Source organism: Pseudooceanicola atlanticus, assembly GCF_000768315.1.
Lineage (GTDB): Bacteria > Pseudomonadota > Alphaproteobacteria > Rhodobacterales > Rhodobacteraceae > Pseudooceanicola > Pseudooceanicola atlanticus.
Map to the genome: position 1 here is coordinate 136664 of NZ_AQQX01000003.1, position 11649 is coordinate 148312.

Sequence of the window (11649 nt, forward strand, 5' to 3'; positions counted from 1 at the left end):
CCACAGGCGCGAACGCCGCCACAAGGCCGGACATGGCCACGGGCGCCAACCGCCCGCGCCGGCGGCGCGGGCCATGGATCGTGTCGCCGCAGGCGGCTTTTGGATCAGGGGGATCAGCCGGCGCTTACGCCCGCTTCGGCAAAGGTGGCCATGCCGGAATGACAGGCCACCGCGCCCTGCAGCACGCCGATGGCCAGCGCCGCGCCCGATCCTTCGCCCAGCCGCAGGCCCAGCGACAGAAGCGGCGCCTTGCCCAGCCGCTCCAGCAGCGCGGGATGCGCGCCCTCGGCACTGACATGACCGGCCACGCAATGATCCAGCCCATCCGCAGCAACGGCCTGAAGGCAGGCGGCGGCGGAACAGCAGATGAACCCGTCCAGGATCACCGGAATACCCGCCACGCGCGCCCGCAGGATCGCCCCGGCCATGGCCGCGATCTCGCGCCCGCCCAAGGCTCCCAGCAGGTCCAGCCCGTCGCCGCCGCCATGGCGCGCGACACCCGCCGCCACGACCTCGGCCTTGCGCGCCAGGCCCGCATCGTCCACGCCGGTGCCGCGCCCGGCCCAATCCTCGGCCTTCCCGCCATACAGCGCATGGGCCAGCGCCGCCGCGGCGGTGGTGTTGCCGATCCCCATCTCGCCGGTGACCAGCAGGTCCGCGTTTTCGTCGACCGCGTCCCAGCCCGCCGACAGGGCCGCCAGCAGATCGTCCTCGCTCATCGCCGGGCCTTCGGTGAAATCACCCGTGGGGCGGTCGAGATCGAGCGCGACCACGTCCATCCGTGCGCCAAACGTCTTGGCCAGCTGGTTGATCGCCGCGCCGCCGGCCTCGAAATTGGCTACCATCTGCACCGTCACCTCGGGCGGAAAGGCCGACACGCCGCGCGCCGCGACACCGTGATTGCCCGCAAAGATCACCACCTGTGGCGCCTCGATCCGCGGCCGTCCGTCGCCGCGCCAGCCCGCATACCAGGCCGCGACATCCTCCAACCGGCCAAGCGCCGCGGGGGGCTTGGTCAATTGGCCGTTGCGGTCGGCCGCATCGGCAATCGCCCCTGCATCGGGCCCCGGCAGGGCGCCCAGGATCTGGCGGTATTCGGCAAGAGTGGCAGGAGCCTTGGACATGTCATTCCCCGTTGAACTGAAGTCGTCCCCGGTGTCTAACGCATCGCGACGAAGGAGCAACCGAAATGCCCACCTCCCTCCGCGACCGCACCGACGAAGCCCTCTCGGCCTTCGCCCTGCTGACCCGCCTGCCCCTGCCCGATCATACCGGGCGCGGCATCGCCTCCGCCTGGGCCTTTCCGCTCGTTGGGCTTGTCTGCGCGACGCTTGCGGGGCTGAGCGGCTGGCTCTGCCTCGCGCTTGGCCTGCCGGCGCCGCTGGCCGCCCTGGTGATCGTCGTCCTGCAGGTCATGATGACCGGCGCCCTGCACGAGGACGGCCTGGCCGACACCGCTGACGGGCTCTGGGGCGGCTGGACCCGCGAAAGACGGCTCGAGATCATGCGCGACAGCCGCGTCGGCAGCTACGGCATGATCGCCATGATCCTGGCCTTGGCCGCCCGCACCGCCGCGCTGACCCTGCTGCTGGGCCAGGGAGTAGGCCCCACCTTCGCCGCGCTGATCGCCGCCGCGGTCCTCTCCCGCGCCACGATGCCCGCACTGATGGCGCTGCTGCCACCGGCGCGGCAGGACGGGCTGTCGCGATCGACCGGACGGCCCTCGCCCCGGCTCGCCACCCTGTCGGCGCTGATCGCCCTGATAATCGCCGTGCTCGCCATCGGCACCGCCCTGCCCGCCGCCGCGCTTGTCACCTTCCTCGCCGCCCTGGCCATCGCGCACATCGCGCAGCGCCGGATCGGCGGGCAGACCGGGGACATCCTCGGTGCGACCCAGCAGGTGACCGAGATCGCGGTGCTTTTCACCCTCGCCTGATCCGGCCCCGCCGCGACCCGGCGAAACGCCACCGCCGCGCCGGATTTCCGCTTGCACCGCGCCCCGCTTTCCAGTCCAAATCCGGCCAACAGACCGGGCGCGTCCCTTCCTGCAACCTCAGCGCCCCAAACCCGGCCCCAAACCCGAAGGACCCGCATGCCCCGCAAGATCATCATCGACACCGATCCCGGCCAGGACGACGCCGTCGCCATCCTGCTGGCCCTCGCCAGCCCCGAGGAGATCGAGGTTCTGGGCATCACCGCCGTCGCCGGCAACGTACCGCTGGCCCTGACGGCCAAGAATGCCCGCATCATCTGCGAACTGGCCGGCAAGACCGACATCCCGGTCTTTGCCGGCTGCGACCGCCCGATGGGCCGGCCGCTGGTCACCGCCGAACACGTGCATGGCCAGACCGGGCTGAACGGCCCCAAGCTGCCCGATCCGGAGATGCCGCTGCAGGATCAGAACGGGGTCGATTTCATCATCGACACGCTGCGCGCCGAACCTGCCGGCACGGTCACGCTCTGCCCGCTGGGGCCGCTGACCAATATCGCCACCGCCTTTGAACGCGCCCCCGATATCGTTGAAAAGGTACAGGAAGTCGTCCTGATGGGCGGCGCCTATTTCGAGGTCGGCAACATCACCCCGGCGGCCGAGTTCAACATCTACGTGGACCCGCAGGCCGCCGATATCGTCTTCCGCTCGGGCGTGCCCATCGTGGTCATGTCGCTCGACGTCACCCACAAGGCGCTGGTCACCAAGCCCCGCAACGACGCCTTCCGCGCCCTGGGCACCCGGGTCGGCACCGCCGTCGCCGAGATGACGGATTTCTTCGAACGCTTCGACCGCGAGAAATACGGCTCCGAAGGCGCCCCCCTGCACGATCCCTGCGTCACCGCCTACCTGATCCGGCCCGAACTGTTCACCGGCCGCCACATCAACGTCGAGATCGAAACGACGTCCGAGCTGACCATGGGCATGACCGTCGCCGATTGGTGGGGCGTGACCGACCGCGCGCCGAACGCGCTCTTCATGGGCACGATCGACGACCAGGGCTATTTCGACCTGCTGACGGAACGGCTGGGCCGGTTGTGACCGCGCTTCACCTTGCCACGCCTGACGATCTGCCCCGGTTGGAGCCGCTGGTCGCAGCCTTCCACGCGGAACACCAGCTGACCACCGATCAGCCCTTCCGCGAGGCCGCGCTGCTGCCGCTGCTCGAAGGCTCGCCCCATGGGGCGATCTGGCTGATCGGGCCCGCCCGGTCGCCCATCGGCTACATCATCATCTGCTTCGGATGGTCGGTCGAGCTGGGCGGCATGGACGGGTTCGTCGACGAGATCTACATCCGCCCCGGCGTGCGGGGCCGCGGCATCGGGACGGAGGTTCTGTCGGCCCTGCCCAAGACGCTTGCTGGCAGCGGCCTGAAGGCGCTCCACCTCGAGGTCGACCGCGACGATACCGCCCCGCAGGAGCTCTACCGCCGCGCCGGGTTCGCACCCCGGCCGCGCTACATGCTGATGACGCGCAACTTCACCTGAAGCCTCACTCCCACGGTTCCGCCTGCACGGCCCCGCCCGCAAACCATCGCGCCGGAACTGGACGTGAGCCGCGCGAATGCCTACCTCTGTGCCATGACCCTGCATATCGCCTTCGACAATTCCTATGCCCGCCTGCCGGACGCCCTCTACACCCGTGTCGCACCGACCCCGGTCCAGGCGCCGCATCTGCTGGCCTATAACGACGCGCTCGCCGCCGAGCTTGGCCTCGACGTGGCCGAAGCCGACCGCGCCACGCTCTTTGCCGGCAACACCGTGCCCGAGGGCGCCGATCCGCTGGCGCAGGCCTATGCCGGGCACCAGTTCGGCGGCTTTTCCCCGTCCCTGGGCGATGGCCGCGCCGTCCTGCTGGGCGAGGTCATCGACCGCAATGGCCAACGCCGCGACATCCAGCTGAAAGGGTCGGGCCGCACCCCCTATTCCCGCGCCGGCGATGGCCGCGCCTGGATGGGGCCGGTGCTGCGCGAATATGTCATCAGCGAAGCGATGCATGCCCTTGGCATTCCCACTACCCGCGCCCTGGCGGCCGTCGCCACCGGCGAACGTATCCAACGCGAAACCGGGCTGCCCGGGGCCGTGCTGACCCGCGTGGCCGGATCGCATCTGCGGGTCGGACATTTCGAATATTTCGCCGCACGCGGTGACACCGCCTCGCTCCGCGCGCTCTACGAATACGCGGTCGACCGGCATCATCCCGACGCGACCGACCCGCTCGATTTCCTGCGCGGCGTGATCGCGCGCCAGGCCGACCTGGTGACCCGCTGGATGGGGATCGGCTTCATCCATGGCGTGATGAACACCGACAACACCTCGATTTCCGGCGAAACCATCGATTACGGCCCCTGCGCCTTCATGGACAGCTATCACCCCGACACGGTCTACAGCTCCATCGACCAGTTCGGGCGCTATGCCTATTCGAACCAGCCGCAGGTCCTGCCCTGGAACATGGCCAAGCTCGCCTCGGCGCTGTTGCCGCTGATGCCCGACCCCGACGCCGCCATCGCCCCCTTCACCGAGGCCGTGCATGCCATGCCCGACCAGATCGAGGCGAACTGGCTGCGCGTTTTCGGTGCCAAGATCGGGATCTCGGCCCCCGTGGCCGAGGACCGGGCGCTGATCAGCGACCTTCTGGCGCTGATGCAGGCGGGCAATTCCGATTTCACCAACACGTTCCGCGCCCTGCCAACCGACGAGGCCAAGGATCAGCTGGCCGATCGCGACGCCTTCCTCGACTGGGTCGACCGCTGGCATGCCCGGCTTGAGGGCGAACCCGATGCCGCCGCGCTGATGAACCGCACGAACCCGGCCGTGATCCCTCGCAACCACCGCGTCGAACAGATGATCTCTGCCGCGGTCGAAGGCGACATGGCCCCGTTCCATACGCTGACGCATGCGCTGGCGACGCCGTTCGAAATGCCCGCGGACACGACGCTGACCCGCCCTCCTGTAAAAGGCGAAGAGGTCACGGCAACCTTCTGTGGCACATAGGTTTTTTGGTTCTTTCATCCTGCCGGTTATCCCATACGGGCGGCAGGATGACCGCTAGCGCCGGTTGATCAGGAAGATGCCCAGCGACACCAGCGTCAGCGCGGCGATCACCGTCCAGCGCAGCGGTTCGCCCAGCAGCAGCCAGGCCAGAACGACCGAAAAGACCGGCGTGAGGAAGGCAAAGCTTGCCACGTTCGAGGCCGGGTAGGTCTTCATCAGGTAAAACCACGCCAGGAACCCCAGGCTCGCCACCGCGACGATCTGGTAACCCATCAGCGCCCAGACCTCAGGCCCCACATCCCGCAGCACCGGGCCCATCAAAGGCGCCAGCCCTAGCAGGATCGGCGACGAGATCACCAATTGCCACAATTGCTGGCTTTCCGGCGGTGCCTCGGACAGCGGGGTAATCCGCACCACCAGCGCGATCCCGGCCCAGCCAAAGGCCCCGCACAGCGCCAGAAGATCGCCCGCCAGGCTCGCCTCGCCCCCGGCGCGGTCGGCCAGCACGATGAAGACCCCGCCAAAGGCCAGCACCAGCCCCACGACCCGCTGCGGGCTAAGCCGTTCGCCGGGGATCAGGAAATGCGCCGCGAGGCTCAGATGCATCGGCATCGTGTAGAAAATGATCGAGGCCCGCGAGACCGTCGTCAGGTCCAGCGCCGTGAAAAGGCAAAGGAATTCAAAGGAAAAGAGCAGCCCCAGGATCACGCCCGGCCAGACCTGCGGGCGCAGCGGGCCAAAGCTCACGCCCCGCGCCATCGCCCAGATCCACACGACCAGCGCCGCACCCAGCGACCTCACGCCCGCCTGAAAGACGGGGGACAGGGCATCATTGGTCAGTTTGACGACGATCTGATTCCCCGCCAGCACGGCGGAGAAACAGACCAGACCTATGCCACCGGCCAGGTCGATACGGTCTTTTCTCATGGCGCGCATCAGGACCCTGCGGCGCCGCAGGGTCAACCGCTATTTGCGGCGTTTCCGGAAGAACCGGGGATTGCGCGAAACGAAGTAGTCGATCACCCCGGTCAGCCCCCCGAAGGCCTGTTCGCGCAGGTAGAAATACCCCGCCAAAGCCCCCAGCAGCGCTCCGCCCATGTCGACGATCAGGTCGCCCATCGTGTCCATCAGCCCGGATTTCTGCATGTTCAGGCCGAACAGCTGATCCATGGTAAACTCGAACACCTCCCACATTGCGCCGATCGCCAGGGCAAAGCAGTAGGCAAAGAAGGCGATGGCGCTTGGCGGCGCGGCAAACCGGTCGCCCTGGAACATCATGAAGACCAGCACGAAGCCGATCAGGCCGAATCCCACGGCCGACCCGCCATGCATCGCGATGTCCCACCACCAGAACCGGTTGTAGAAATCGAAGACCTCGCCCAGGAACACCGTCCCGCCCACGAACAGCACCACCGCCGCCAGGAACGAAGGCGGCACCACGATCTCGGCCCAGCGGGCGACATAGACCGGCACCATCGACAGGCCCAGCGTGGCCAGCGACACGAAGGTCAGGGAAAACCGCCCCTCGATGAGCGCGGCCGCCGCGCTGATGACCAGCAGGCCCCAGACGATCCGTGTGACGAGGCTCTGTTCCCTCAACATGCGTGACATTCCCGGCTTCACGTTCAATTCTGCGCCTATGTCGGCACCCATACTTCGTATCACAACCTGGAACCTTCAGAAATGCGTCGGGCTCGACCTGCGGCGCAATCCGCAGCGCAGCCTCGATGTGCTGTCGGATATCGCGGCAGATCTCGCGGTGCTGCAGGAGGCGGACAAGCGTCTGCCCCCGCGCCCCGCCGCGCTGCCCCACGACATGGTCGAGGCTGCAGGCTGGCGCATCCTGCCGTTTTCCCCGGTCAGCGCGGGCGGGCCGTCGATCGGCTGGCACGGCAATGCGATGCTGGCCCGGCCCGGCATCCGCTGGACCGAAACCGCCCAGATCACCCTGCCGGGGCTGGAGCCACGCGGCGCGATCCGGGCCGAGCTGGAGACACCCATCGGGCCGCTGCGTGTCATCGGCGTGCATCTGGGGCTGATCCGCCGCTACAGGTTGCAGCAGCTGGCCGCGATCCGCCGGGCGCTGGCGAAACTGCCACCCCGCCCGACGCTGCTGGCCGGGGACTTCAACGAATGGGGGCGTGGCTCGGCGCTGAACCACGAAATCCGGCCGCTCACCCTGCTGCCCGCGCCGCCCAGCTTTCCGGCGCCGCGCCCGCTGGGACCGCTGGACCGGATCGCGATCTCGGCCGGTCTGCGCGCGGTCACCGCGCCACGCACCCACCTGGCGCAGCCCGCCAGGATCGCGTCGGACCACCTGCCGGTCGTGGTGACACTGGGCCGGGATGAAACTGGCGCGGTCGCATAGGCCATGCTAGGCCCGAAGCCATCAGCAGCATCCGCCGGGGGCCCCACCAGATGAATATCCTGCAAATCGCGTCCCTGCTGATCGTGCTGGCCGGGCTTTTCGGGACGATCAATTATTTCCTGCTGCGGCTGCCCTCCTCCATCGGGATCCTGGTCGTGGCGCTGCTGGCCTCATTGTCAGTGCTGGGGATCGACCTGCTGTGGCCCGCGACGACCATCGCCGAGGATATCCGCGCGATCGTCGGCGGCATCGATTTCTCAGAGGCGCTGCTGGAGGGCATGCTGGGCCTGCTGCTCTTTGCCGGTGCGCTGCATGTGAAAGTGTCGGACCTGCGCGAACAATGGCGCGTCGTCTTCCTGATGGCGACGATGGGCGTGGCGCTGTCGACACTGGTCGTGGGCTTCGGCTTTTCCTGGCTGACCGGGATGCCGCTGATCGTGGCGCTGGTCTTCGGGTCGCTGATTTCCCCGACCGATCCCGTGGCGGTGCTGGGCGTGCTGCGCGAAGCGTCGCTGCCGAAATCGCTGGAAACGAAGATCGCGGGGGAATCGCTCTTCAATGACGGGGTTGGCTATGTCGTCTTCCTCGTCCTGGTCGGGCTGGCCTTTCCGGGCGACGACCACCACGGATCGGGGTTTGCGGATGCGGCCAGGCTGTTCGCGCAGGAGGCCGTCGGCGGCGCGGTGCTGGGCCTTGTGCTGGGCTGGCTGACCTTCCGGGTGATGCGCCATATCGACGATCCCTCGCTTGAAGTGCTGATCACCCTCGGCCTCGCCTTCGGTGGCTACGAGCTGTCGGTGGCGCTGCATGTCTCGGCCCCGATCATGGCGGTCTGCGCGGGGCTGCTGATCGGTGATATCGGCGCGCGCCACGGCATGTCCGAGGAAACGCGCAAATATGTCGACCTCTTCTGGCACCTGGTGGACGAGATCCTGAACGCGGTCCTCTTCCTGCTGATCGGGGTCGAGGTCTTTGCCATCACCTTCGACGGCGATTACGTCACCGCCGCGCTGGTCGCCATCCCGCTGGCACTGGCGGCGCGGCTGGCGGCGGTGGCGGTGCCCGTCCTGCTGCTGCGCCCCTTCCGCACCTTCGTGCCGGGCACCATCCCGATCATGACATGGGGCGGACTGAAGGGCGGGATCTCGGTCGCGCTGGCGCTGTCGCTGCCCGAAAGCGACTGGACGCCGCTGATCCTGACGGCGACCTATTGCGTGGTGATTTTCTCGATCATCGTGCAGGGGCTGACGGTCGCGCCGCTGGCCGGCAAGCTGGGCCGCGAGCCGGAGCTGATGTGATGCGCTGGATCGTCCTGCTGCGCGCCGTCAATGTGGGCGGCCACGGCAAGACCCCGATGGCAGAGCTGCGCCGGGCGCTGGCAGAGGCCGGGGCGCAGGACGTCGCCACCTATATCCAGTCCGGCAATATCGTGATGGACCATCCGGCCGAGGACCCTGACGCCGTCGCCGCCCATGTCTCGGACGTGATCGAGACCCAGTTCGGTCACCGCCCCCCGGCGCTTGCCTTCACCCCGTCCGAGATCGCGGCGATCCTGGAAGCCAATCCTTATTCCGGTCCCCAAGCAGAGTACGAGCCGAAATTCGTGACCTTCCACCTGTTCCGCGCCATCCCGGCCCCGGACGCGGTCGAGGCGCTGAGCCCCCGGGCCTATCCCGGCGAAGAGGTGACGCTGGGCACGCAATGCCTCTATCACTGGCCCCCGAAGGGAATGGGCGTGTCGAAACTCGCACCAATAGTGCCCAAGGCCCTGGGCGTGACCACGACCGCCCGCAACCTCAATTCCATGCAGCGCATCCTCGCCCTCGCCTGACATTCCCAGCGGGACCCGCAGAGGTGATCCAAAGGCGCGCCTGCGGCGCACACCATGTTTTGCGTCTCTTGCTGCGCAAGAGCCGCGGTGCCTCCGGCGGGAGTATTTCCGGCAAGATGAAGCAGGGGGGCCTGGAGAAACGGTGCGTTTGCTGGACAGTCCGGCGCGCGCTGCTAGGCTCCGGGCAAACAAAGGAGTTCCCATGAGTCTCGACACCGTGCTTGCCCGTATCGACGCCGATCTGCCCCAGGCGACCGAGCGTCTGCTGAACCTTCTGCGTATCCCCTCGATCTCGACCGACCCGGCCTACAAGGACAATTGCCAGGAGGCGGCGGATTGGCTGGTGGCCGATCTTGCCTCTCTCGGTGCGCAGGTCGAAAAGCGACCCACGCCTGGCCATCCGATGGTGGTGGGGCATATCGGCGAAGGCGCGCCGCATCTGCTGTTCTACGGCCATTACGACGTGCAACCGGTCGATCCGCTGGAGCTGTGGGACCGTGATCCCTTCGATCCGCAGATCGAGGAGACCGACAAGGGCAAGGTGATCCGGGGCCGCGGCGCCTCGGACGACAAGGGGCAGCTGATGACCTTCGTGGAGGCCTGCCGCGCCTGGATCGCCGAGAATGGTAGCCTGCCCTGCAAGATCACCTTCTTCTTCGAGGGCGAGGAGGAAAGCGGGTCGCCCTCGCTGATCCCGTTCATGAAGGACAATGCGGAAGAGCTGAAATCCGACATCGCGCTGATCTGCGACACCGGCATGTTCGGCGAGGAAACCCCCGCCATCGTCACCATGCTGCGCGGCCTGCTGGGCGAGGAGGTGACGATCACCGGCCCGTCCAAGGATCTCCATTCGGGGATGTATGGTGGCGTCGCGATGAACCCGATCCGTGTGCTGGCCAAGGTCATCGCGGGTCTGCATGATGCGACCGGCCGGATCACCATTCCGGGCTTCTACGACGGTGTCCCGGAACTTACCGATGAGCTGAAGGCGCAATGGGACGGGCTGAATTTCGACGCCGGGTCCTTTCTGGGCGAGGTCGGGCTGGGCGAGCCCGCCGGGGAAAAGGACCGCTCCGCGCTCGAGATGATCTGGTCCCGCCCCACCTGCGAGGTCAACGGGATCAAGGGCGGCTATACCGGCGACGGGTTCAAGACGGTGCTGCCGTCCAAGGCCTCGGCCAAGATCTCGTTCCGGCTGGTCGGCCAGCAGGACCCGCATGCCATCCGCGAGAATTTCCGCGAGATGGTCCGCGCCCAGATCCCCGAGGATTGCACCGTCGATTTCCACGGCCACGGCGCCAGCCCCGCGGGCCAGATGGAGACCGGCGACCCGGCCTTCGAGGCTGCCCGCACTGCGCTGTCGGATGAATGGCCACAGCCCGCGGCCTTCATCGGCTGCGGCGGGTCGATCCCGATCGCGGGGTATTTCAAGACGATCCTGGGCACGGATGCGATGCTGATCGGCTTCGGCAAGGATGACGACCAGATCCATTCGCCGAACGAGAAATACGACCTGACGAGCTTCCACAAGGGCATCCGCAGCTGGGCCCGCATCCTCGACGCGCTGTCGTGACGATCCCGGGCTTCACGGACGGGCTGGCCGCGGTCAACGGCCAGCAGATCGCCTATTCCACGGGCGGCGACGGCCCGCCCGTCCTGTTGCTCCATGGCTTTCCCCAGACCCGCGCGCTCTGGGCCGTGATCGCGCCGATCCTGGCCCGGACGCATCGCGTCGTCGCCGCCGATCTGCGCGGCTATGGCGGATCGTCCAAACCCGCGGAGATGGAGGCCTATTCCTTCCGCGAGATGGGCGGCGACATGGCCGCCCTGATGACCGCGCTCGGCCATGAAACTTTCGATCTGATCGGCCATGACCGCGGCGCACGCACCGCGCATCGCATGGCGCTGGATTACCCAGACCGGATCGCATCAATGCAAGTGATGGACATCGTGCCGACGCATCTGCTGCTCGACGACCTGCAGCGGGCCACGGCGCTGTCCTATTACCACTGGTTCTTCCTGGCCCAGCCCGCGCCCTTCCCCGAACGGCTGATCGGGTCGGACCCGGATTACTTCTTCGAAACCTGCCTACTGGGCTGGGGCGCCGCGCGGAGCGAGGATTTCGCCCCCGACCAGATGCAGGCCTACCGCGCCGCCTGGCGCGACCCGGACGCGATCCGCGGCATGTGCAACGATTACCGCGCCGCGATCCATGTCGACATGGCGCTGGATGCGCAGGATCTGGACCGGCGCATCACCTGTCCCGCCCATATCCTCTGGGGGGCCGACGGGGCCATGGGACAGCAATACGACGTGCCCGCCACCTGGGCCGATCGCTGCGCCGCGCCGCCCCGGGCGACGCCGATGCCGGGCGGGCACTTCTTCCCCGACACCGCACCGCAGGACACTGCGCAGGCGCTGCTGGAGTTCCTGAACGCTCAAGGCAAAGCCTGAAGACGGCGCGGTA

Annotated in this window: 12 protein-coding genes; 9 read left to right on the forward strand and 3 right to left on the reverse strand. The window is 67.6% G+C overall.

The features are described from left to right. Positions 1-113: 113 nt before the first annotated feature. A complete protein-coding gene (cobT, locus tag ATO9_RS08520; RefSeq protein ID WP_043747548.1) occupies positions 114-1124 on the reverse strand; it encodes a nicotinate-nucleotide--dimethylbenzimidazole phosphoribosyltransferase in 1011 nt (336 codons plus the stop codon). A 65-nt stretch (positions 1125-1189) separates the two neighbouring features. On the opposite strand from cobT, the gene cobS reads away from it, so the two are divergent. The 4 genes from cobS (at position 1190) to ATO9_RS08540 (ending at position 4983) form a co-directional block, all read left to right on the forward strand. Further along, positions 1190-1936: an adenosylcobinamide-GDP ribazoletransferase gene (gene cobS, locus ATO9_RS08525; protein WP_043747549.1), complete on the forward strand. Its 747-nt coding sequence runs from the start codon at positions 1190-1192 to the stop codon at positions 1934-1936. A gap of 156 nt (positions 1937-2092) precedes the next feature. Beyond that, positions 2093-3031: a nucleoside hydrolase gene (locus tag ATO9_RS08530; RefSeq protein WP_043747550.1), complete on the forward strand. Its 939-nt coding sequence runs from the start codon at positions 2093-2095 to the stop codon at positions 3029-3031. Continuing rightward, complete coding sequence (locus tag ATO9_RS08535) at positions 3028-3477, forward strand: GNAT family N-acetyltransferase (protein ID WP_043747551.1); 450 nt, start codon at positions 3028-3030, stop codon at positions 3475-3477. The genes ATO9_RS08530 and ATO9_RS08535 overlap by 4 nt, the downstream gene beginning before the upstream one ends. A 93-nt stretch (positions 3478-3570) precedes the next feature. Beyond that, entirely contained in the window at positions 3571-4983 is a 1413-nt protein-coding gene (locus ATO9_RS08540; protein ID WP_043748532.1) for a protein adenylyltransferase SelO, read from the forward strand. A 54-nt stretch (positions 4984-5037) separates the two neighbouring features. Here ATO9_RS08540 and ATO9_RS08545 read toward each other — a convergent pair whose 3' ends face one another. Then, a complete protein-coding gene (locus tag ATO9_RS08545; protein ID WP_043748534.1) occupies positions 5038-5910 on the reverse strand; it encodes an EamA family transporter in 873 nt (290 codons plus the stop codon). Positions 5911-5949: 39 nt separating this feature from the next. Continuing rightward, a complete protein-coding gene (locus ATO9_RS08550) occupies positions 5950-6585 on the reverse strand; it encodes a DUF2238 domain-containing protein (protein ID WP_052418191.1) in 636 nt (211 codons plus the stop codon). Between ATO9_RS08550 and ATO9_RS08555 the strand changes: the two genes are divergently transcribed. The 5 genes from ATO9_RS08555 (at position 6584) to ATO9_RS08575 (ending at position 11636) form a co-directional block, all read left to right on the forward strand. Continuing rightward, positions 6584-7351: an endonuclease/exonuclease/phosphatase family protein gene (locus tag ATO9_RS08555; RefSeq protein WP_081979501.1), complete on the forward strand. Its 768-nt coding sequence runs from the start codon at positions 6584-6586 to the stop codon at positions 7349-7351. The two genes, ATO9_RS08550 and ATO9_RS08555, sit on opposite strands and share 2 nt — an antisense overlap. Before the next feature lie 50 nt (positions 7352-7401). Next, entirely contained in the window at positions 7402-8649 is a 1248-nt protein-coding gene (locus ATO9_RS08560; RefSeq protein WP_043747553.1) for a cation:proton antiporter, read from the forward strand. Then, positions 8649-9182, forward strand: a complete 534-nt coding sequence (locus ATO9_RS08565) for a DUF1697 domain-containing protein (protein WP_052418192.1) — start codon at positions 8649-8651, stop codon at positions 9180-9182. Before ATO9_RS08560 ends, ATO9_RS08565 begins: the two co-directional genes overlap by 1 nt. Positions 9183-9384: 202 nt before the next feature. Continuing rightward, a complete protein-coding gene (locus ATO9_RS08570) occupies positions 9385-10755 on the forward strand; it encodes a M20/M25/M40 family metallo-hydrolase (protein ID WP_043747555.1) in 1371 nt (456 codons plus the stop codon). Then, a complete protein-coding gene (locus tag ATO9_RS08575) occupies positions 10752-11636 on the forward strand; it encodes an alpha/beta fold hydrolase (RefSeq protein ID WP_238318704.1) in 885 nt (294 codons plus the stop codon). Before ATO9_RS08570 ends, ATO9_RS08575 begins: the two co-directional genes overlap by 4 nt. Positions 11637-11649 lie beyond the last annotated feature (13 nt).